The sequence below is a fragment of the Streptomyces sp. NPDC055400 genome, assembly GCF_053644375.1.
Genome location: NZ_JBSHLM010000017.1, coordinates 40882 through 62126 on the forward strand (window position 1 = coordinate 40882; position 21245 = coordinate 62126).

A 21245-nucleotide genomic window follows, 5' to 3' on the forward strand; every position below is an offset into this window, starting at 1 on the left:
CGACGATGAGTCAGGGGCAGGACAACGAGCACGCCGCGGGACCCGCCGTGCCGCAGACCCGCACCGCGCGCCACCGCCGGATCGTGGACATCCTCAACCGGCAGCCGGTGCGCTCGCAGAGCCAGCTGGCGAAGCTGCTCGCCGACGACGGCCTCACGGTCACGCAGGCGACGCTCTCCCGGGACCTGGACGAGCTGGGCGCGGTCAAGATCCGCAACACCGGCGGCGAGCTGATCTACGCGGTGCCCAGCGAGGGCGGCTTCCGCACCCCGCAGGCTCCGCTGGGCGGCTCGGCCAAGGAGGAGCGGATGCGGCGGCTCGCGGGGGAACTGCTGATCTCCGCGGAGGCCTCGGCGAATCTCGTGGTCCTGCGCACCCCGCCCGGCGCCGCCCAGTTCCTCGCGTCGGCGATCGACCAGGCGGAACTCCAGGTCATCCTCGGCACGATCGCGGGTGACGACACCTTGATGCTGATCAGCCGCGACCCGGCCGGCGGGCAGGCGCTCGCCGACCATCTGCTGCGGCTCGCCCAGAACGACCACTGAGTGCGCTGGATCCGAGCGCGCTGAATCGTTCTGGCTCGCGCCCCGGACCGCCCGTTGTGCACGGGTGGTCCGGGGCGCTGTCGCGTTCTCAGGTCTGCTCGGCGCGGCGCGCCCGGTACGACATCCAGGCCGCGACCAGGGCGCCCGACACGTTGTGCCACACGGAGAACACCGCCGCGGGGAGCGCCGCGAGCGGGCTGAAGTGGGCCGTGGCCAGGGACGCGGCGAGCCCAGAGTTCTGCATGCCGACCTCGAACGCCATCGCGCGGGACGCGGGCGCCCCGAGACGGGCGAGCTTTCCGGCGCCGTAACCGAGCGCGAGGCCGAGGCCGTTGTGGAGGACGACGGCGAGCAGGACCAGGCCGGCGGCCGACTTGATCGCCGTCGCGCTGCCCGCGACGACCACGGCGACGATGACGGCGATCGTCAGCGCCGACAGCCAGGGCAGGGCGCCGAGCACCCGGTCGACGTACCGGCCGAGGACCAGGCGCACGACGAGCCCCGCGACGACCGGCAGCAGCACGGTCTTGAGGATGTCCGTGACCATCGATCCCGCGTCCACCGGCAGGAACTCGCCCGCGAGCAGCAGCGTCAGCGGCGGCGTGACGAGCGGGGCGAGCACGGTCGAGACGGTGGCGACGGAGACGGACAGGGCGACGTCGCCGCGCGCCAGGTAGGTCACCACGTTGGAGGCCGTGCCGCTCGGGGCGCAGCCCACGAGGATGACGCCCGCCGCCAACTGGGGTGGCAGGTCGAGGGCGTTGGCTATCAGCCAGCCGAGCCCCGGCATGATCACGTAGTGCGCGACGAGCCCGAGGCCGACGGCCCAGGGCCGCTTGGCGACGCCCTTGAAGTCGTGCGGGGTCATCGTGAGCCCCATGCAGAACATCACCACACCCAGCAGGTACGGGACGTTCGTCTTCCAGCTCGCGAAGGCGTCCGGCAAAGCGAGCCCGATGCCACCCGCCGCGAGCACGAGTACGGGGAACACGGTGACGGCCAGGCGCGCCGCGCGGTTGCCGGTGTCCGTCGGCCGGGTCGACTTGGGGGTCGATTGTTCGGTCTGCACCGGGCGATGCAACGCCGCCGCCCGGTGCGCCCGCAACCCTGTCTCGTTATGTGGTCCCTACATCTTCATGAGGCCCTCACATCTTCCCCGTCCTCGTCAGGGAGTCACCGACCAGGTCTCCCCGTCCGCCGTCACCGCGAACGCCGTGACACCGGGCTGCGCCTCCAGCCACGCCCGCGCCCCCGGACCCATCGCGTACGCGGCGGTCGCCCAGGTGTCCGCGTCGGTGAGCCCTTCGTGGACGACCGTGAGGGAGGCGAGACCGCCGACGGGCGCCTGCCCGGTGTGCGGGTCGACGATGTGGCAGCCGCGCTCCGCGGGACCCGACGTGGCCACGGCGAGTGCGCCCTGCCGGGACTCGACGACCGCCGCCACCTGACCCGGGCGCAGCGGATGCGTGACGCCCACGCGCCACGGCCCGCCATGGAGCTGGACGTCGCCGCCGCCGTTCAGACAGACGCCGGTCGCGCCCGCGGAGAGCAGCGCCTCGGCCGCCCGCTCCACCGCCCACCCCTTGACGAGGCCACTCGGGTCGAAGCCCCCGGAGTACCCCGCCGTGAACCAGCCACCCGTGTGCTCCCGCGCCCGCTCGCACAGCCGCAGCACCTCGCGGACCTCGGGCGCACAGTCCCCGGGCGCGAGCTCGCCCCGGGCGATCCGGCTGACCGCGCTGTCCTCGCGGTACGTCGAGAAGACGGCGTCCACGTGACGCAGCCACGCCTCCGCCTCGTCGAGCGCTCGCGGACCCACGTCCGCGCCGCGCACCGTGATCGAGAACACCGTGCCCATGGTGTGCACGACCCGGTGCAGCCCGGCCGCGTCAGCCACGGGCCCGGTCCAGCGCGCTCTGCAGCGACGAGATGTAGCCCTCGCTGGTGAACGTGGCGCCGGAGACCGTGTCGATCCCGGCACTCTGGGCGTCCAGGGTCTCCTGCACGAGGGTCGGCACCGAGGACGAGGCGATGTCCTGGCTGCGCCGGTCGCCCGACGGGGTCTTGACGGCACGGGCGGCGGTGATCTTGGAGCCGTCGACGGTGATCTCCACCTGGACGGGGCCGTAACGCGTCTGCACCGTCTCGCCGGTGAGAGTCCGCTTTCCGGTCGCGCTGCCGGTCCCGGATCCGGTCCCGGTGCCGCCTGAGACCGACGGGGACTGGCTGGAGCCCGGGGCCTGCGGAGCCGCCGTGGCCGGCTGCGAGTGCGGCTTGAGTGCGAGTGCCAGCGTCGTCACGGAGACGGTCGCGACGCAGGTCAGGACGGTACGGCGGATCGGATGGGCTCTCATGGCGCGGCTCACAGCTCGAAGGACTCGTAGTGGATACGGGAAGCGGGCACCCCGGCCTCGCGCAGGGCGTCGTACGAGGCGAGCGCGAGGCCGTGCGGCCCGCACAGGTACACGTCGTGGGCCGCGATGTCCGGGAGCATCCGGCGCAGACCGTCCGCGGTGACGTCCGTCCGGGTGCCGTCGGCGTCGTTCAGGACGTACACCAGGCGGGCGCCGCGGCCGGCCGCGATCGACTCCAGTTCACCGCGCAGCGCCAGCTCCTCGGCGGTGCGCGCCCGGTAGAGCAGCGTCAGGTCGCCCGGCGCCGCCGGCAGCGTCTCGAAGAGCGTGCGCAGGGGCGTGATGCCCGTGCCGCCCGCGAGCAGCAGCACCCGGCGCGAGCGCCGCAGCCCCGCCGTGAGCGCCCCGTACGGTCCCTCCGCCCACACCCGCGTGCCCCGCGTCAGGCCCGCGACGGACGAGCTGTGGTCGCCCAGCGCCTTCACCGTGATCCGCAGGAACCCGCCGCGCGGCACCGCCGACAAGGAGTACGGGTGCGAGGCTCCCCACATGCCGGGCGCCAGGAAGCGCCAGCGGAAGAACTGACCCGGCTGCGCGCCGAGCGCCTCAAGGCGTCGGCCGCTCACCCACACCGACGTCACCCCCGGCGCCTCCCGCACGACGGCCTCGACGCGCAGCCGGTGCCGGACGTTGAGCCGCACCGGCACCAGCACCCGGAACCACAGCACGAGCGCGGCCACCCCCAGATAGAGGGCGTACCAGGCCGCGCTGGCGGCTGCCCCGCCCGCGAAGTCGGCGCCGAGCGCCAGCTGGTGCCCGAACGCGAGGAAGATCGCCGCGTACGTCAGGACGTGCAGGTAGTACCAGGTCTCGTACCGCATCCGGCGGCGCACCGCCCGTGCCGACACGAAGCCCACCAGCGCGAGCACGGCCGCGCCCACCGTGCCCTTCAGCATCTCGGGGTAGTCGAGGACGATCGTGCCGAGCTCCGACACGGGGTCGGTACGGCTCTGCGCCGCGTATCCGAGAGTGATCAGGATGATGTGGCCGAGGAGCAGACCGACCGTCCAGCGGCCGGCCGAGGCGTGCCAGCGCGCCGCTCTGTCGCTGCCCAGCCCCTTCTCCAGAAGCGGCACACGCGCCATCAGGGCGACGAGGAGCGCGCACATGTAGCCGCACATCAGGCCCATGATCCGGCCCGCCCCCGTCAGCCAGCCGTCGGCGCCGGACACGACGCCGGTGCCCTGCCACCACAGTGCGAGCACCGCGGCCCCGCCCGCGCCCGCGGCGGCCAGCAGCGGCACCGCGGGGCAGCGGCGGCGCGCCGGGCGCGGGGCGCGGTGGCGCAGGGGCGGGGGGCTGTGCGTGGTGGTCACCGGGGCGGCTCCTCGTCGGATCGGGGTCGGGTGGGCCGGACAAACGCAACTCTGCGGCCCGAACCTCTGAGCGGGCTCTGAACGGGCGGCCCCGCGCGATCGTCAGAGCGAACTCACAGCAACGCGTTATTCAGAGCGAACTCACAGCAATCCGAGAGAGTCTTGGGACGAGATGAACGAACGCCCCGCCCTCACCCGCCCCGACGGCACCCCCGTGCGCGTCCTCGTCGTCGACGACGAACCCGACATCGCCGAGGTCGTGACCGGAGTCCTGCGCTACGAGGGCTGGGACGTCCGCACCGCCGGGACCGGCCGTGACGCCGTGCGCGAAGGACTCGGCTTCCGTCCCGACGCCGTCGTCCTCGACATCATGCTGCCGGACCGCGACGGCCTGTCCGTCCTGCGCGAACTGCGCGCCGCGCAGCCGCACGTCTGCGTGCTCTTCCTCACGGCCCGCGACACCGTCGAGGACCGGGTCACCGGCATCACCGCGGGCGGCGACGACTACGTGACCAAGCCGTTCAGCCTGGAGGAACTGGTGGCCCGGCTGCGCGGCCTGCTGCGCCGCGCCGGTATGACCAGGGAACTCGCCGAGAGCGCTCAGCTCACCGTCGGTGACCTGGTGATGGACGAGGACGCCCGCGAGGTCACGCGCGGCGGCACGGGCATCGACCTGTCGCCGACCGAGTTCGAGCTCCTGCGCTGCCTGATGCGCAACCCCCGCCGCGTCCTCAGCAAGACCCAGCTCCTCGACCGCGTCTGGTCGTACGACTTCGGCGGCCAGGCCCATGTCGTCGAGCTCTACGTCTCCTACCTCCGCAAGAAGATCGACGCCGGCCGCGAACCCATGATCCACACGGTGCGCGGCGCCGGGTACGTCCTGAAGCCGGCCGGCCGGTGAACCGGCCGCGCCCGCGCATCCCGCACACCCTGCGCGCCCGGCTCACCACCGGGCTCGTCCTGCTGCTCGCCGTCAGCTGCGCGGCCGTCGGTGTGGCCGCGGTCGTCGAGCTGCGCGGCTTCCTCACCGGGCGGCTCGACCAGCAGCTCCACGAGGCCGGCAGCGCCCTGCCCGCCAGCCTCGAACACAGCGGCCGGGCGCCCGACGACCACGACGGGGACGAGCACGCCGACACCCGCCGCCAGGCCACCGGCACCCTCGGCGTCCGGCTCGTCGGCGGCGCCGTCACCGGCGCCGCCGTCGTCCGGGCGGGCTCCGACGCGACCGGCCTGGGCGTGCGCCTGTCCGACGCGGACCGCAGGACCCTCGCCCGCCTGCCCGTCGACGGGCGCGGGCACACCGTCCGGCTGTCGTCCCTGGACCGCTACCGAGTCGAGGCCTTCGAAGGGAGGGACGGCGACGTCCTCGTCACGGGCCTGCCGCTGGAGCCACTGGAAGCCACCGTGCGCCGTCTCGAACTCGTCGCGACGGGCGTCTTCGGGATCGCGCTCGCCGCCACCGGCGTCGCCGGCGCCCTCTGGGTGCGCTGGTCCCTGCGCCCGCTGAGCCGGGTCGCCGCCACCGCCACCCGCGTCAGCGAACTGTCGCTCGCGAGCGGCGAGGTGGCCCTGCCGCCGCGCGCTCCCGAGTCCGACCCGCGCAGCGAGGTCGGCCAGGTGGCGTCCGCCTTCAACCGCATGCTCGGCCACGTCGAGGACGCGCTCACCCGCCGGCACGCCTCCGAGGAACGCCTGCGGAGCTTCTCCGCCGACGCCAGTCACGAGCTGCGCACCCCTGTCGCCTCCATCCGCGGCCACGCGGAACTCGCCCTCCTGCACCGGGGCCCCGTGCCCGCCGAGGTCCGCCGTGCACTGGAGCGCATCGCCGCGGAGTCCGGACGGATGGGCGAGGTGGTCGAGGACCTGCTCCTGCTCGCCCGCCTGGACGCGGGCCGGCCCCTGGAACGCGAGCCGGTCGACCTCACGCGCCTCGTGCTCGACGCGGTCACCGACGCCCGGGCGGCGGGCCCGGACCACCGCTGGGCCATGGAGCTCCCGGAGGAACCCGTCACCGTCACGGGCGACGCGCACCGCCTCCACCAGGCCGTCGCCAACCTCCTGGCCAACGCCCGTCTGCACACCCCGCCCGGCACCCGGGTCACCGCCCGCATCGACGCCGACGAGCTCGGGGTGTCGCTGTCGGTACGGGACGACGGCCCCGGCGTCCCGGAGGAGATCCGCGAAGGGATCTTCGAACGCTTCACCCACGGCGACCGGCCCAGGCCGGCCGGGGCGGGCGGCGGCACCGGACTCGGCCTCGCCATCGTCACGGCGGTCGCGGAGGCACACGGCGGCACCGCGACGCTGCGCAGCGAGCCGGGCGAGACCGTGTTCACGGTCCGCCTTCCGAAGGCGCCGCCTCAGTAGCGCGTGATCGCGGTCGCGCCGCTCGTCGTCCCGATCGCGATGTGCGGCCGCCGGCCGGGCTCGGCCCAGCGCAGGATGCGCCGCATCGCGTCCGCCGGGACCGACACGCACCCGGCCGTCGCCCCGCGCCCGTTCACGTGCAGGAAGATCCCCGCTCCGCGGCCGCGCACCGGCTGGTCGTAGTTGTAGGCGATGACGAAGGCGTGCGCGTACTGGGTCGCGTACGTCACGAGGTGCTCGGACTCGGCGGCGCGGCAGTCGGCCGGGCGCGGCTCGGTCCAGCGGTTGTAGGACCGTGAGTCGTTGTCCTGGCACCACCACGAGTCCTGGTGCACGCGCCGGTAGGCGGTGGCCGTGCCGGTGGGTGCGGGCTGGATCCCGAAGGCGTAGGGCAGGCCGTACAGACCCGTGGGTGTCGTGTACGTGCCCTGCTTGCGTGAGCCGCCGTCGGCGAGGCCCTTCGCGCCGAACCGCGCCGCCGCCGAACCCGCCGCGACCCACTGCCCGTCGCGCCGGTCCCACCAGGTGACGGTGCCGGTGGTGGAGCCCGTGCGTGCGGCCTGTGCGGTGACGAGCTGGGAGCCGCCGCCCGTGTCGGCCATACGCGCGGGCAGCGGCGCGGGCCCGCCGGGCGGTGCCGCACCCAGGATCAGCAGGGCGGTCGTTGCGGCCAGGGACGCGACGGTGACGGATCGTGAACGCATGTGTCAGACGGTAGTCGGGGGCAGTGGAAGCGGCAGCCCCGGAAGTCCGTCGATGCTGCGCTCGATGTGTTCCTTTTTCTTGAAGTACTCGCTCAGGGAGGCGTCGTCCTCGCGCGCGAAGCGCTTCCCGTGCAGATCGCGGTCCGCGTCGTACGACATGAAGGGGACCGCGTATCCGCAGCTGTCGCGGATGAGATCGGCTGTGACGACGATGATCGCGCGCAGGCCGTGCTGGGTCGGGTCGATATGGGGGAAGTGTTCGAGCAGTTCCTCGAACCTGGCGTCGTCACGGAAGACAGGTTCGCCGTGGCCGTGCACCCGGACGATGTTCGGAGGGCCCTGGAAGGCGCACCACATGAGGGTGATGCGGCCGTTCTCGCGCAGGTGCGCGATGGTCTCGGCGGTGCTTCCGGCGAAGTCGAGATAGGCGACGGTCCGCTCGTCGAGCACGGCGAAGGATCCGGTCAGCCCCTTGGGGGAGAGGTTCACCGTGCCGCCCTCGGAGAGGGGAGCCGTCGCGGTGAAGAACATGGGCTGCGCCTCGATGAAGGTGCGCAGCCTGCCGTCTATGCGTTCGTAGGTCTTTCCCATGGTTCTGGATTATCGACCCGAGATCGTTCGCCTGTCTAACTTTCGCGCGCGTCTCGGTCCATGGAGGGCTCGATCATGGGCCATTGACGAATCATGCACTCCAATGCATACTCATGCATGACGTCATCGACGTCTTCGCCCTGTCCTCGAAGAGCGCGGCGAAGCGCGACCTCGCCTGATACCCGTTACGGGAAGGGGCGGGACGGGGAAGAGAAAACCCGCCCCGCGTCACCGCACATCTAGGAGCAACCGTGAGCAGCAACACCGGCGATGTCCGCCTCTGGGGCGGCCGGTTCGCCGACGGCCCCGCCGAGGCCCTGGCGAAACTCTCCGCCTCGGTCCACTTCGACTGGCGCCTGGCGCCGTACGACATCGCCGGCTCCCGCGCCCACGCGCGCGTGCTGCACAAGGCGGGCCTGCTCACCGAGGACGAGCTGACCCGCATGCTCGCCGGCCTCGACCAGCTCGAAGCGGACGTGGCGGACGGCTCGTTCGTCGGGACGATCGCCGACGAGGACGTCCACACGGCGCTGGAGCGCGGCCTCCTTGAACGCCTCGGCGTCGACCTCGGCGGCAAGCTGCGCGCCGGCCGGTCCCGCAACGACCAGGTCGCCACGCTCTTCCGGATGTACCTGCGTGACCACGCGCGCGTCATCGGCGGCCTCGTCACCGACCTCCAGGAGGCGCTCGTCGGCCTCGCCGAGGCGCACGCCGACGTCGCCATGCCCGGCCGTACGCACCTCCAGCACGCCCAGCCGGTCCTGTTCGCGCACCACGTCCTCGCGCACGTCCAGTCCCTGTCCCGGGACGCCGAGCGGCTGCGGCAGTGGGACGAGCGCACGGCGGTCTCGCCGTACGGCTCCGGCGCCCTGGCCGGTTCGTCGCTCGGCCTCGACCCGGAGGCTGTCGCGAAGGACCTCGGCTTCGAGCGCGGCTCGGCCGCCAACTCCATCGACGGCACCGCGTCGCGGGACTTCGTCGCGGAGTTCGCCTTCATCACCGCGATGATCGGCGTGAATCTCTCGCGCATCGCCGAGGAGATCATCATCTGGAACACGAAGGAGTTCTCCTTCGTCACCCTCCACGACGCCTTCTCCACCGGCTCTTCGATCATGCCGCAGAAGAAGAACCCGGACATCGCCGAGCTCGCCCGCGGCAAGTCCGGCCGCCTGATCGGCAATCTGACCGGCCTGATGGCCACGCTCAAGGCCCTCCCGCTCGCGTACAACCGCGACCTCCAGGAGGACAAGGAGCCGGTCTTCGACTCCTGCGACCAGCTCGAGGTCCTGCTGCCCGCGTTCACCGGCATGATGGCCACGCTCACGGTCAACCGGGAGCGGATGGAGGAGCTCGCCCCGGCCGGCTTCTCGCTCGCCACCGACATCGCCGAATGGCTCGTCAAGCAGGGCGTGCCGTTCCGCGTCGCGCACGAGGTCGCCGGCGAGTGCGTCAAGGAGTGCGAGCAGCACGGCATCGAGCTCGACCAGCTGACGGACGCGCAGTTCGCGAAGATCTCCGAGCACCTCACGCCCGAGGTGCGCTCCGTCCTCAACGTGCAGGGGGCGCTCGCCTCGCGAGGCGGCCGGGGCGGCACCGCACCTTCGGCCGTCGCGGTGCAGCTCGCCGAGGTGAAGGACGACCTCGCCGTGCAGCGCGCGTGGGCCGAAGCCAAGTCCTGACCTGCCTTTTGTGCGGCCCGGCCCTTCAGGGGGCCGGGCCGCACTGCGTTGTCAGTGGCTCCCTCCAAAGTTTCCGGCAGTTGATCGACACCGGCTCACAACCGGTGCTCGTGACGCGTGCCTTCGGCGCGCGCCCACGACCGGTGGTCGACATCTGGGGAACGGGAATCGGCTGTCGGGGAGGCAGTGGTGGGGTGGATGTGCGCGGGTGACTATGAAGTCGCCCTGGACGACGGCGGCAAGGTCGTCTGCCGCAACGGGCCTCCTGACCGTCGCCGCCGTCCGCAGTCTCGATGGGCTCACCGGCTCCGAGGACCCGGAAGACGCCCGTGCCCTGGTCGAACTCGCGCGGCGCGCCCGTGAGGCGCTGGCCGCGCTCGACCTCCTGCCCCCGACGCCGAACACACTCCTGCCCAGGACGCCGGACACGTCCGACCGGCCTCATGCACCGTCCCCGTCCGCTGCCACCAACGCCCCCGTCCCCCCTGCCCCCGGGACCAGGGTCCGCGCCATCGCGCGCCTCGTCCCCGCCGGGCACCCCCGGGTCGCCCTCCTCGCCGTCCGTCTCCCCACGGGCCGGTACGACCTCGGCCTGGACCGCCTCCAACGCCAGGACGTGACCCCGACGACGCCCCCCCAGGTCACCCCGGCCGGCACCCGCGCGCACGCCCTCCGCCCCCTCCACATCCTGCGCCGCCGCACGGAACAGGTGGTCGTCGCGGGCCGCCGCGCCCTGACGCACACAGCGCCCGCCGCAGGCCCGCACACCACCGCACCCGACGCCGCGCTCCTGCGCCGCGCGGGCCTGTCCACCGCCGCCGAGCTCCTCGACGCGATGCGCAGATCCGCGGCCGAGCGGGGCCGCGACGGGTTCGGCCGCCTCGTTCCGGCGGACACCGACGCGTTCGCCCGTGCCTGGCTCGCCACGGCCCGTTACCTCGACGAGGGGTCCGCAGCCCTGTGCCGCGGCGCCTGGCAGACCTGACCGCACCCCACGCGCGCACACCCCGCCCCCGCCCGTCGCCGACCGATTGACTCTCTTTCCCCATATATCCACCCGCCCATAAGACGCCCACGCCCCTGGTGAGACAAACATGTCTCACATGGGCTATCCTCGTCTCATGTCAGTCGACCGAGAACAGGTGCTGCGCACCGCCGCCGCCCTGCTCACCCGCAAGGCCACGGCCACGATGGACGAGGTGGCCAGGGCGTCCGGTCTCAGCCGCGCCACGCTGCACCGGCACTTCGCGGGCCGGGACGCGCTCGTCAGGGCCCTGGAAGAGCTGGGGATCCAGGAGTGCGAGGCCGCCCTCGACGCGGCCCGGCTCGACGAGGGCGGCGCCGACGACGCCGTACGCCGGCTGGTGACGGAGATCCAGCCGTGCGCCGGACTCCTCGCCTTCCTCGTCACGGAGAACCAGCTCTTCGAGGGCGAGTCGCAGAACGAGGGCTGGGCCCGGCTCGACGCCCGTATCGCCGCGCTGTTCACGCGCGGTCAGGAGCGCGGCGAGTTCCGGATCGACCTGACACCCGCGTGGCTCACGGAGGCGCTCTACAGCCTGATCGGCGGGGGCGCATGGGCCGTACAGGACGGCCGGGTGGCCGCCAAGGACTTCCCACACATGATCGTCGAGCTTCTGCTCGGCGGCGCCAGACGGAGAGTGGAACCATGACCAGCACACACCAGCGCACATCCGCGGCGGAGGTGGAGCCGAGGCCCGGGCGAGGACGATGGCTCGCGCTCTCCGTCCTCGTGCTCGCGGTGCTCCTGGTCGCGGTCGACGCGACGGTGCTCGGTCTCGCGACGCCGTACATCAGCGAGGACCTGGAACCGACCGGCACGCAGCTCCTGTGGATCGGCGACGTCTACTCGTTCGTGATCGCGGGACTCCTGGTCTCCATGGGCAGCCTCGGCGACCGCATCGGCCGTAAGAAGCTGCTGCTCACGGGCGCGGTCGCGTTCGGCGCCGTCTCGGTGCTCAACGCGTACGCGACGACCCCCGAAATGATGATCCTGGCCCGGGCCCTGCTCGGTGTCGCGGGTGCCACGCTGATGCCCTCGACCCTCGCCCTGATCCGCAACATCTTCACCGACCCGCGCGAGCGTTCCCTCGCCGTCGGCATCTGGGGTGCGGCGGCCTCGGCGGGCGCGGCCGTCGGTCCCGTCGTCGGCGGATTCCTGCTCGAACACTTCTGGTGGGGCTCGGTCTTCCTGATCAACCTGCCCGTGATGGCGGTCCTCGTCCTCGTCGGCATCAAACTGCTGCCCGAGTCGAAGAACCCGGCCGGCGGCCCGTGGGACCTGATCAGCGTCGGCCTGTCCCTCGTCGGCATGATCGGTGTCGTCTACGCGGTCAAGGAGGCCGCGTCGCACGGCCTCGGCTGGCAGGTGCCGGCGTCCGGCGTGCTCGGACTGGCCGCTCTGACCTGGTTCGTCCGCCGCCAGCTCACGCTGCCCGCACCGCTCCTCGACATGCGCCTGTTCCGCCACCGGGGCTTCTCCGCCGCGGTCCTCGCCGACCTGCTCACCATCCTGGGCCTGTCCGGCCTGGTGTTCTTCCTCTCGCAGTTCCTGCAACTGGTCCAGGGGCGTGGCCCGTTCGAGGCCGGTCTCGCCGAACTGCCCGCCGCCATCGGCGCGGTGGCGGCCGGACTGGTCGCGGGTACGGTCGCGCGCCGGTTCTCCGTGCGCTCCGTCGTCGCGGGCGGCCTCGTCGCCGTGGGCCTCGCCCTGGCCGCGCTGACCGCACTCAGCCAGTCGACCGGCTATCCGCTGCTCGGGGCTGTGCTCCTGATCGTGGGCGTCGGCGCGGGGTTCTCGTTCACCGTCACGGCCGACGTGATCCTGTCCAGCGTGCCGAAGGAGCAGGCGGGCTCGGCGTCCGCGGTCTCCGAGACGGCGTACGAACTGGGCGCGGCACTCGGCATCGCCCTGCTCGGCTCCATCGTCACGGGCGTCTACCGGAACTTCACGGCCCCGGCCGGCACCCCGCCCGAGGTGGCGTCGGCCGCCCACGAATCCCTGGGCGGAGCGGTCGAGTCCGTCTCGGCGCTGCCCGCGCACACCGCGAGCGAACTGCTCACGGCGGCGCAGGGCGCCTTCGTCGACGGGCTGCGGGCCGCCGCGGGCGTCGGCGCGGCGGTGCTCCTCACGACGGCGGTGGCGGCGTGGTTCCTGCTGCGCGGCCAGAAGCTGGAGGACGGCGTCGAACACCCGTGACGGACGCGTCCGCACGGATGACGGCGCGGCCGTACGGATGACACACTTTCAGTGGGCGTCCAGACGGCCATACGCATGACGAAGGGCCGCACCCACCGGGTGCGGCCCCTCGTGACGCTCAAGTGCTACCGGCTCAGGCGGCCTTCGCCTTGGTCGCGTACATGTCCACGTACTCCTGGCCGGACAGGCGCATGACCTCCGCCATCACCGAGTCCGTCACGGCGCGCAGCACATAGCGGTCGCGGCCCATGCCGTCGTAGCGCGAGAACTCCATCGGCTCGCCGAAGCGGACCGTGACGCGGCCGGGCCGCGGGAGGCCGCTGCCGCCCGGCTGGAGCTTGTCCGTGCCGATCATCGCGAACGGGACGACGGGCGCGCCCGTCATCAGGGTCAGCCGGGCGATGCCGGTGCGGCCGCGGTAGAGCCGGCCGTCGGGGGAGCGGGTGCCCTCGGGGTAGATGCCGAAGACCTGGCCCTCCTCCAGGACCCGGCGGCCGGTCATGAGCGCCGCGACACCGCCGTTGGCGCCGTCGCGGTCGACCGGGATCATGCCGACGCCGGTGAAGAACCACGCCATGACACGGCCCTTGAGGCCCTTGCCGGTGACGTACTCGTCCTTGCCGATGAACAGGACCTGACGGTCACACACGATCGGCAGCACGATCGAGTCGATGAAGGTCAGGTGGTTGCCCGCGAGAATGACAGGACCCGTGCCCGGGATGTTCTCGGCGCCCTCCACCCGGGGGCGGAACATCAGGCGCATGATCGGTGAGAGCACTGCCTTGATGAACGCGAAACGGGACAACGGGCCCTCCGGTGTCAAGGGGTGGCGGCCTGAGCCGTGGCTGGATGAGCTGAAGTCTGTGCAGGTGAGGACGATACTCGCGGCCCCCCGCCCGTTGCACATCGGGTTCACGCACTCGATACGCAGTGTTGACCCTTATTTACGCTCCGTTGGCCGTCACGCGGCGCGCAGGAGTCACCCCGCATCACCCTTCCGTTCGGCCCAAGGTCTCCCACCGGACACTCCCGCACACCTACGATCGGTGCGCTTTGACAGGTGCAAGGCAGCGATGTGGGAGGAATGCTCAATGGGGATGCGGAAGTCACAGGAGTCCCGGGGGTCGCAGATCGGCCGCCGTTCGGTACTGGGCGCGGCGGTGCTCGGCGCGGGCGGAGCCGTCCTGGGCGCGCCCGGCGCGGCGAGCGCCGACGAGCGGGGCAGTGGCGGACATCACGGCGGTGGCGGCTACAAGAGCCTGCCTGTGCCCACCGTCATCGCCCACCGCGGTACGAGCGGCTACCGCCCGGAGCACACCTTCGGCTCGTACCAGCTGGCCCTGGACATGGGTGCGCACGTCATCGAGGCGGGCGACCTCGTGCCCACCAAGGACGGTCATCTCGTATGCCGTCACGAGCCGGAAATCGGCGGGACGACCGACGTCTCCGCGCACCCCGAGTTCGCCGGCCGCAAGACCACCAAGAGCCTCGACGGGGTCGCCACCACCGGCTGGTTCACCGAGGACTTCACGCTCGCCGAGCTGAAGACCCTGCGTGCCAAGGAGCGCATCCCGGCCAACCGCCAGCGCAACACCCTCTACGACGGCCGCTGGGAGATCCCCACCTTCGAAGAGGTCCTCGAGTGGCGGGAGCAGCAGAGCCGCGAGCGCGGCAAGGAGGTGTGGATCCATGTCGAGACCAAGCACCCCACCTACTTCCGCAAGCTCGGCCTCGGCCTTGAGGAGCGCGTCGCCACGCTCCTGCGCAAGTACGGCGTGAACAGGAAGAATTCGCCCGTCTTCCTCCAGTCCTTCGAGCCGACCAGCATCCAGCGCCTGAACAAGCTGGTCGACAACCCGCTCGTCGTGCTCCTGTCGACCGCGAACTCCCGCCCCTGGGACTTCGTCGACGCCGGGGACCCGCGCACCGTCGCCGACCTCATCACCCCCAAGGGCCTCGACGAGATCGCCTCGTACGCCCAGGGCATCGGCCCCACGCTCGACCTCGTCATCCCCAAGGACAAGGACGGCAAGCTCCTCGCGCCCACCACGCTCGTCAAGGACGCGCACGCGGCGGGCCTGATCCTGCACCCGTACACGATGCGCAACGAGAACACCTTCCTGCCGGCCGACTTCAAGAAGGGCACCGACCCGAACGCCTACGGCGACGCGTTCGGCGCCTTCAAGGCCTATCTGGCCACCGGTATCGACGGCATCTTCTCGGACAACTGCGACACGGCGCTCCTCGCCCGCGAGGACTTCCTGAAGGCCTGACCTCCCTCAGCGCACCGTCAACACCGGGCACCCCGGCCCCGGTCGGGGTGACGCGCGGCCGCCCCGGCAACCACACGCCCGGGCGGCCGCGTCCCGCCCGGCATGACGTACGACCCGGTCATCGACACCCTGCGCCCGCTCATCGCCGCCGAGGTCTCGGCGGAGGCCCACGCCGACGCGGGCGAACCCGGCGACCTCGAACAGGCCGTCTGGCTGCGCCTGCTGGAGCGCATCGACACCGACGGCCCGCCCGCCGACCCCGCGGCCTGGCTCACCGCCGCCGTCAGATCCGAGGCGCGCCGCACCCGCCACGCCGCGCTGCGCGAGATCGCGTACGTCACGGAGCCCGCCGACGACTTCGAACACGGCCCGGAACAGCGGGCGCTGGCCGGCGACCGCCACCGCGCGCTGCACGCCGCCGTGCGCAGACTGCCCGGGCGCTGCCCCCGCGTCGTGGCCGCCTTCCTGTCACCGCAGGACCTCACCTACCGCGAGATCGCAGGGGAGTTGGGTATCTCACAGGGCAGCCTCGGTCCGGAACGTTCCAGATGTCTGGGATGCCTGCGCAGAATGCTGGCAGCAGAGGTTGCGGCTCCTGAACCCTGGGGAAAGGAGCGATAGACAACCGGCGGAGCAGGTGAGCGGGAGGCATGCACACATGGGCATGAGCGTGATCATCTCTGCGGCGACCGAGCAGGACGCCGAGAAGATCCTCAAACTTCAGTACCTGTGCTACCAGAGCGAGGCCGAGCTCTACGGCGACTACTCCATCGAACCGCTCACGGAACCGCTCGCCTCGGTCAGGGCCGAACTCGCGAGCGGCACGGTCCTGGTGGCCCGGCTCGGGGAGGAAGTCGTGGCCGCGGTGCGGGGCGCCGTGGACGAGGACGGCACGGCCCGGATAGGCAAGCTCGTCGTGCACCCGCGCATGCAGCGCCACGGCCTGGGCGGGCGGCTCCTCGACGCCGTCGAGGCGAAGCTCGGCGTCGACGGCGCCGCCAAGCGCTTCCAGCTGTTCACCGGCCACCGCAGCGAGCACAACCTGCGGCTCTACCGGAAGCACGGCTACGTGGCCGTGTCCACGAAGCGCGTCGACGAGCGGCTCACGGTGGTGACGCTCGCCAAGGAGGCGGAAGCGGGCGCCTTCGTCGCCTAGTTGCTGTCGCCCGCTTCCTGTCGGCAGGCGCTAGCGCGTAGCCCGGCGCGCCTTGTTGAGCCAGAACATCGCGGTCACCGGGAGCAGTACCGGAATGAACAGATAGCCCATGCCGTAGTCCGACCAGACCGTGGCGTCCGGGAACGCCGACGGGTCCGCCAGCGTCCAGGTCCCCACGGTCAGTACGCCCAGGAGCTCGGCGGCGCAGCACACCAGCGCCGCCTTGCGGGCCTTCTCCCCGCCGCGCACGAGCGAGTACGTGATGAAGCCGTACACGATGCCCGCGAGCGCCGACAGCGAGTAGGCGAGCGGCGCGTGGCCGAACTCCGTGGAGATCTGGACGGCCGAGCGCGAGACCGCGCCGACCACCATCACGCCGTACAGCCACACCAGCAGGGTGCCGGGGCCGCTGGTCAGTTTCTGCGGCTTGCCGCCGGTCCCGCTCTGTGAGGTCACGGACACCTCAGCCTCCCCAGATGTCGTAGAGCCGCACTTGCAGGACGGCCAGCACGATGCCGCCGGCCGCCACCGTCACCGAACCCCAGCGGGTGCGCTCGGCGAGCGACATGAAGCCGGCCGCCGGGATGCACGCGAACGCGCCGATCAGGTAGGCCACGAAGATCGTCGTGCCCTGGTCGGGCTTCTCGCCGCGTGCCAGTTGCACGATGCCGACGATCAGCTGGACCGTGGCGAGCAGCGACACCACCGCCATGCCGATGAAGTGCCAGTCCTTGGTCGGCTGGTCGCGGTAGGCGGCGAAGCCGCACCAGGCGGCGAGCGCGAGCGCGGCAACAGCGGTCGCGACCGTCAGGGCATCAAGCATGCCGAGACCCTATTACGGCCGAAAAGGCCCGCCGCGCGCGGCCCCGCCACCGTGGCGTTGGCCACAGCGAGCCGGGTGCCGGGCCCGGCCCGTACGAGGGCGGGAACCAGCTCCTGCCCCTGTCCGCACTGGCCGCACGGGGCACCAGGTGCGGCTCGGGCCGGGGCAGGCACTGTCCAGGGCTGTCCGCTATTCGGACAGCGGTTCGGGGATCGCGGCGCACTTCTGCTTTACTTTTCGCATGACCACGACGAGCAGCCGCACCCTTGCGACCGAGGCGACGATGACGCCCGGTGCTCGTTGTATGTGTCGAATGTGCGCCTTCTGAGGGCCCCCGCACCTCCCCCATGGTCTCGGCTTCGCTCGAGCAGGGGGAACCCCAGTTTTCGCGCCCCGAAGCGAAACGCCGTGCCCAGTACGTACTTACGCCGTACGTGACCGGGCCGCCCCGCGCACAGTCTCCCCCAGGTTCCACCGCCACAGCGAGAACCGTGCTGCGTCCAGGCCGATCCCGACCATGAATGCCCGCCGCAGGCGCTCACCCGCGCCGCGCAATCGACAGTGACGGAATCCCACGTGATCACCACCCAGGGCCTCACCAAGGTCTACCGCTCGCGCGGTCGAGAGGTCACCGCCCTCGACGGCGTCGATCTGCACGTCCGCGAGGGCGAGGTGTACGGCGTCATCGGCCAGTCCGGCGCCGGCAAGTCCTCGCTCATCCGCTGCGTCAACCTCCTGGAGCGTCCCACCTCCGGCACCGTGACGGTCGCCGGTCAGGACCTCACCGCCCTCGTCGGCCGCGGCTCCCGCGCCGGCAAGGAGCTGCGCGAGGCACGCAGCCGTATCGGCATGGTCTTCCAGCACTTCAACCTGCTGTCCTCGCGCACCGTCCAGGACAACATCGAGCTGCCGCTCGAAATCCTCGGCAAGTCGGGGAAGGAACGGTCCCGCAAGGCGCTGGAACTGCTCGACCTGGTCGGCCTCGCCGACAAGGCCAAGTCCTACCCGGCCCAGCTCTCCGGCGGCCAGAAGCAGCGCGTCGGCATCGCCCGCGCCCTGGCCGGCGACCCGAAGGTGCTGCTCTCCGACGAGGCCACCAGCGCCCTCGACCCCGAGACCACCCGCTCCATCCTCCAGCTCCTGCGCGACCTCAACCAGCAGCTCGGCCTCACCGTCCTGCTCATCACGCATGAGATGGACGTCGTCAAGACGGTCTGCGACTCCGCCGCTCTCATGGAGCGCGGGCAGATCGTCGAGTCCGGCACGGTCAGTGAGCTCCTCGCCACCGCGGGATCCGAGCTCGCCGCCGCGCTCTTCCCGGTGAGCGGCGACGCCAGCGGTTCGGACCGCACGGTCGTCGACGTCACCTTCCACGGCGAGTCGGCGACCCAGCCGGTCATCTCCCAGATGGCGCGTACGTACAACATCGACATCTCGATCCTCGGCGCCGCGATGGACACCGTCGCCGGCAAGCAGGTCGGCCGCATGCGTATCGAGCTGCCCGGCCGCTTCGACGAGAACGTCGTGCCGATCGGCTTCCTGCGCGAGCAGGGCCTCCAGGTCGAGATCCACGGACATCAGGGCGGCGCGCCCGTACTGCTGAAGGAAGGTGTCACCAAGTGACCTGGTCGGAGATGCAGCCGCTGCTGTCCCAGGCATGTTGGGACACCCTCTACATGGTCGGCTGGTCCACGCTGATCGCCGTCGTCGCGGGCCTGCCCCTCGGCGTCCTGCTGGTCCTCACGGACCGCGGCGGCCTGCTGCAGAACGCCGTGGTGAACAAGGTCATCGGGCAGATCGTGAACATCGTCCGCTCGATGCCCTTCCTCATCCTGATGGTCGCCCTGATGGGCTTCACCCGCTGGATCGTCGGCACCACCATCGGCCGCGAGGCCGCCATCGTGCCGCTGGCGATCGGCGCCATCCCGTTCTTCGCGCGGCTCGTCGAGACCTCCGTACGGGAGGTGGACGGCGGTCTGATCGAGGCCGTGCAGTCGATGGGCGGCAACACCTGGACCGTGGTCCGCAAGGTCCTCGTGCCCGAGTCGCTGCCGTCGCTGATCTCGGCCACCACCACGACGATCATCGCGATCATCGGCTACTCCGCGATGGCCGGCACGGTCGGCGCGGGCGGCCTCGGCGACCTCGCGATCCGCTACGGCTACCAGCGCTTCGAGGCCGAGCTGATGTGGATCATCGTGGCGATCCTCGCCGTCACCATCGCCGTCATCCAGTTCGCGGGCGACAGCGGAGCCCGCGTCCTGCACCGCCGCGCGGGCAAGGGCGGCGAACCGCTCCGCTTCCGCGCCTTCACGGGCCTGCTGCCCGGCGGCCCCGTCACCGCGGACGCCGCCCCGGCCAAGACCCGCTGACCGCTGTCCCTGTCTCCCCGTCCCACCCGGCGGGTTGCACCACCCATGGAGAAAGGCACTTTTCGTGCGTAACACCACCAAGATCACCGCTGCTGTCCTCGCCACCGGCGCCCTCACCCTGGGCCTGACCGCCTGCGGCTCCGACAAGGGCGACACGAAGGCCAAGGCGTCCGACCCGCTGGTCGTCGCCGCGACGCCCGTCCCGCACGCCGAGATCCTCGAGTACGTGAAGGACAACCTGGCGAAGAAGGCCGGCCTCAACCTCGAGGTCAAGGAGTTCACCGACTACGTCACGCCGAACAAGGCGACCGAGGACGGGTCGGTGGACGCCAACTACTTCCAGACCCAGCCGTACCTGGAAGACTTCAACAAGAAGAACGCCACGCACCTCGAGTCGGTCGCCACGGTCCACCTCGAGCCGCTCGGCCTCTACTCCCAGAAGGCCAAGAAGCTCGACGACCTGAAGAAGGGCGGCACCATCGCCCTTCCGAACGACGCCGACAACGAGAGCCGCGCCCTGCGCTTCCTCGCCGCCAACAAGCTCATCACCCTCAAGAGCGGCTCCGAGGCCACCGCGACCCCGCAGGACATCGCGAAGAACCCGAAGGGCCTCCAGTTCAAGGAGGTCGAGGCGGCCCAGACCCCGCGCTCCCTGCAGGACGTCGACGCCGCGGTGATCAACGGCAACTACGCGATCGGTGCGAACCTCAAGCCGGCCAAGGACGCCCTCGCCCTGGAGTCCACGAAGAACAACGCGTACAACAACGTCCTCGCCGTGAAGAAGGGCAACGAGAACGACCCGCGCGTGAAGAAGCTCGCGAAGCTGCTGACGTCGCCCGAGGTGAAGAAGTTCATCGAGGACAAGTACAAGGGCTCCGTGCTCCCCTCCTTCTGATCCGGGACACGAGTACCTACTGATGCGCACCATCACGATTCCCGCCGCCGTCATCGCCGGAGCCCTCGCGCTCGGCCTGACGGCCTGCGGGTCCGGCGACTCGGGGTCCGGCTCCGGCGACAGGAGCGGCAAGCTCGTCGTCGGCGCCACCCCGACCCCGGCCGGCGAAGTCCTCGCGTACGTACAGCAGCACCTGGCGAAGAAGGCCGGACTCGATCTGGAGATCAAGGAGTTCACGGACTACGTCCTGCCGGACACCTCTCTCCAGGACGGCTCCCTCGACGCCAACCTGTACCAGCACAAGCCCTACCTGGACGACTTCAACAAGTCCAAGGGCACCACCTTGAGCGCGGTCACCGAGGTGTACCTGCCGCCCATGGGTGTCTACTCCAAGAAGGTCGACGACGTCACGAAGCTCCGCAGCGGAGCGACCGTGGCACTGCCGAACGACACCACCAACGAGGGCAGGGCCCTCGAACTCCTCGCCTCCAAGGGCGTCATCGGGCTCAAGAAGGGCGCGGGCGCGAACGCGAGCCCGCAGGACATCGCGTCCAACCCGAAGAAGCTCGTCTTCAAGGAGCTCGAACCGGCCCAGTTGCCACGCTCGTTGGCCGACGTCGACGCGGCCGTCATCAACAACAACTACGCGCTCGACGCGAAGTTGAGCCCCAAGAAGGACGCCATCCTCCTGGAGTCCGTGAAGGGCAACCCGTACAACAACGTCCTCGCCGTCAAGAAGGGCAACGAGGACGACCCCCGGGTCAAGAAGCTTGCCACGCTGCTGACTTCACCCGAGGTGAAGAAGTTCATCGAGGACAGGTACCAGGGCTCGGTGCTTCCGGTCACCGCCGGCTGACACCACCCGCAGCCACCGCACCCGCACGGGGTCC

General features: G+C 71.2%; 23 protein-coding genes. 14 read left to right on the plus strand and 9 right to left on the minus strand.

The window, feature by feature from the left end:
- The first annotated feature begins 5 nt into the window (after window positions 1-5).
- Window positions 6-545: an arginine repressor gene (locus ACWIGU_RS35500; RefSeq protein ID WP_454405792.1), complete on the plus strand. Its 540-nt coding sequence runs from the start codon at window positions 6-8 to the stop codon at window positions 543-545.
- An 88-nt stretch (window positions 546-633) separates the two neighbouring features.
- Here the strand turns inward: ACWIGU_RS35500 and ACWIGU_RS35505 are convergent, their stop codons facing one another.
- From ACWIGU_RS35505 to ACWIGU_RS35520, 4 genes are all read right to left on the minus strand, one after another.
- On the minus strand, window positions 634-1614 hold the full coding sequence (locus tag ACWIGU_RS35505) for a bile acid:sodium symporter family protein (RefSeq protein ID WP_454405793.1): 981 nt from the start codon (window positions 1612-1614) through the stop codon (window positions 634-636).
- Between the two features lie 96 nt (window positions 1615-1710).
- Window positions 1711-2403, minus strand: a complete 693-nt coding sequence (locus ACWIGU_RS35510) for an FAD:protein FMN transferase (protein WP_454405951.1) — start codon at window positions 2401-2403, stop codon at window positions 1711-1713.
- Between the two features lie 31 nt (window positions 2404-2434).
- Window positions 2435-2899: an FMN-binding protein gene (locus ACWIGU_RS35515; RefSeq protein ID WP_454405794.1), complete on the minus strand. Its 465-nt coding sequence runs from the start codon at window positions 2897-2899 to the stop codon at window positions 2435-2437.
- Between the two features lie 8 nt (window positions 2900-2907).
- Entirely contained in the window at window positions 2908-4275 is a 1368-nt protein-coding gene (locus ACWIGU_RS35520; RefSeq protein ID WP_454405795.1) for a ferredoxin reductase family protein, read from the minus strand.
- Window positions 4276-4447: 172 nt separating this feature from the next.
- On the opposite strand from ACWIGU_RS35520, the gene ACWIGU_RS35525 reads away from it, so the two are divergent.
- Together ACWIGU_RS35525 and ACWIGU_RS35530 are read left to right on the plus strand one after the other, a co-directional pair.
- Window positions 4448-5176, plus strand: coding sequence for a response regulator transcription factor (locus tag ACWIGU_RS35525; protein WP_454405796.1), 729 nt, complete (start codon window positions 4448-4450; stop codon window positions 5174-5176).
- Window positions 5173-6642, plus strand: coding sequence for a sensor histidine kinase (locus ACWIGU_RS35530; RefSeq protein WP_454405797.1), 1470 nt, complete (start codon window positions 5173-5175; stop codon window positions 6640-6642). The genes ACWIGU_RS35525 and ACWIGU_RS35530 overlap by 4 nt, the downstream gene beginning before the upstream one ends.
- Here the strand turns inward: ACWIGU_RS35530 and ACWIGU_RS35535 are convergent.
- Window positions 6636-7346: a L,D-transpeptidase family protein gene (locus ACWIGU_RS35535; RefSeq protein WP_454405798.1), complete on the minus strand. Its 711-nt coding sequence runs from the start codon at window positions 7344-7346 to the stop codon at window positions 6636-6638. The two genes, ACWIGU_RS35530 and ACWIGU_RS35535, sit on opposite strands and share 7 nt — an antisense overlap.
- A 3-nt stretch (window positions 7347-7349) precedes the next feature.
- Window positions 7350-7937, minus strand: a complete 588-nt coding sequence (locus tag ACWIGU_RS35540; RefSeq protein ID WP_454405799.1) for a pyridoxamine 5'-phosphate oxidase family protein — start codon at window positions 7935-7937, stop codon at window positions 7350-7352.
- A gap of 251 nt (window positions 7938-8188) precedes the next feature.
- On the opposite strand from ACWIGU_RS35540, the gene argH reads away from it, so the two are divergent.
- From argH to ACWIGU_RS35560, 4 genes are all read left to right on the plus strand, one after another.
- Window positions 8189-9616: an argininosuccinate lyase gene (gene argH / locus ACWIGU_RS35545; RefSeq protein ID WP_454405800.1), complete on the plus strand. Its 1428-nt coding sequence runs from the start codon at window positions 8189-8191 to the stop codon at window positions 9614-9616.
- Window positions 9617-9824: 208 nt separating this feature from the next.
- Entirely contained in the window at window positions 9825-10601 is a 777-nt protein-coding gene (locus tag ACWIGU_RS35550) for a hypothetical protein (RefSeq protein WP_454405801.1), read from the plus strand.
- A 136-nt stretch (window positions 10602-10737) separates the two neighbouring features.
- Window positions 10738-11289: a TetR/AcrR family transcriptional regulator gene (locus ACWIGU_RS35555; RefSeq protein WP_454405802.1), complete on the plus strand. Its 552-nt coding sequence runs from the start codon at window positions 10738-10740 to the stop codon at window positions 11287-11289.
- A complete protein-coding gene (locus tag ACWIGU_RS35560) occupies window positions 11286-12836 on the plus strand; it encodes an MFS transporter (RefSeq protein WP_454405803.1) in 1551 nt (516 codons plus the stop codon). The genes ACWIGU_RS35555 and ACWIGU_RS35560 overlap by 4 nt, the downstream gene beginning before the upstream one ends.
- 133 nt (window positions 12837-12969) lie before the next feature.
- On the opposite strand, the gene ACWIGU_RS35565 is transcribed toward ACWIGU_RS35560, so the two are convergent.
- A complete protein-coding gene (locus tag ACWIGU_RS35565; protein WP_454405952.1) occupies window positions 12970-13743 on the minus strand; it encodes a lysophospholipid acyltransferase family protein in 774 nt (257 codons plus the stop codon).
- 184 nt (window positions 13744-13927) lie between these two features.
- Here ACWIGU_RS35565 and ACWIGU_RS35570 point away from each other — a divergent pair, with 184 nt between their 5' ends.
- The 3 genes from ACWIGU_RS35570 to ACWIGU_RS35580 all read left to right on the plus strand — a co-directional run bounded on the left by ACWIGU_RS35570 (window position 13928) and on the right by ACWIGU_RS35580 (window position 16265).
- The gene (locus ACWIGU_RS35570) at window positions 13928-15109 is read left to right on the plus strand and encodes a glycerophosphodiester phosphodiesterase (protein ID WP_454405804.1); all 1182 of its coding nucleotides are present in this window, start codon (window positions 13928-13930) and stop codon (window positions 15107-15109) included.
- Window positions 15110-15211: 102 nt separating this feature from the next.
- On the plus strand, window positions 15212-15730 hold the full coding sequence (locus tag ACWIGU_RS35575; protein ID WP_454405805.1) for an RNA polymerase sigma factor: 519 nt from the start codon (window positions 15212-15214) through the stop codon (window positions 15728-15730).
- A gap of 37 nt (window positions 15731-15767) precedes the next feature.
- On the plus strand, window positions 15768-16265 hold the full coding sequence (locus tag ACWIGU_RS35580) for a GNAT family N-acetyltransferase (RefSeq protein WP_454405806.1): 498 nt from the start codon (window positions 15768-15770) through the stop codon (window positions 16263-16265).
- Window positions 16266-16295: 30 nt separating this feature from the next.
- Here ACWIGU_RS35580 and ACWIGU_RS35585 read toward each other — a convergent pair whose 3' ends face one another.
- On the minus strand, window positions 16296-16727 hold the full coding sequence (locus ACWIGU_RS35585) for a hypothetical protein (protein WP_454405807.1): 432 nt from the start codon (window positions 16725-16727) through the stop codon (window positions 16296-16298).
- 1 nt (window position 16728) lies between these two features.
- Window positions 16729-17088 (minus strand): hypothetical protein, encoded by a 360-nt coding sequence (locus tag ACWIGU_RS35590; protein WP_266668480.1) that lies wholly within the window; start codon window positions 17086-17088, stop codon window positions 16729-16731.
- A 576-nt stretch (window positions 17089-17664) separates the two neighbouring features.
- Between ACWIGU_RS35590 and ACWIGU_RS35595 the strand changes: the two genes are divergently transcribed.
- The 4 genes from ACWIGU_RS35595 (at window position 17665) to ACWIGU_RS35610 (ending at window position 21211) form a co-directional block, all read left to right on the plus strand.
- Window positions 17665-18711, plus strand: coding sequence for a methionine ABC transporter ATP-binding protein (locus ACWIGU_RS35595; RefSeq protein WP_454405809.1), 1047 nt, complete (start codon window positions 17665-17667; stop codon window positions 18709-18711).
- Window positions 18708-19460, plus strand: a complete 753-nt coding sequence (locus ACWIGU_RS35600) for a methionine ABC transporter permease (protein ID WP_356272356.1) — start codon at window positions 18708-18710, stop codon at window positions 19458-19460. Before ACWIGU_RS35595 ends, ACWIGU_RS35600 begins: the two co-directional genes overlap by 4 nt.
- A gap of 64 nt (window positions 19461-19524) precedes the next feature.
- Complete coding sequence (locus ACWIGU_RS35605; RefSeq protein WP_454405811.1) at window positions 19525-20355, plus strand: MetQ/NlpA family ABC transporter substrate-binding protein; 831 nt, start codon at window positions 19525-19527, stop codon at window positions 20353-20355.
- A gap of 22 nt (window positions 20356-20377) precedes the next feature.
- Window positions 20378-21211 carry a MetQ/NlpA family ABC transporter substrate-binding protein gene (locus tag ACWIGU_RS35610; protein WP_454405812.1) on the plus strand — a complete coding sequence of 278 codons (834 nt, stop codon included), beginning with the start codon at window positions 20378-20380 and terminating at the stop codon, window positions 21209-21211.
- The last annotated feature ends 34 nt before the right edge of the window (window positions 21212-21245 follow it).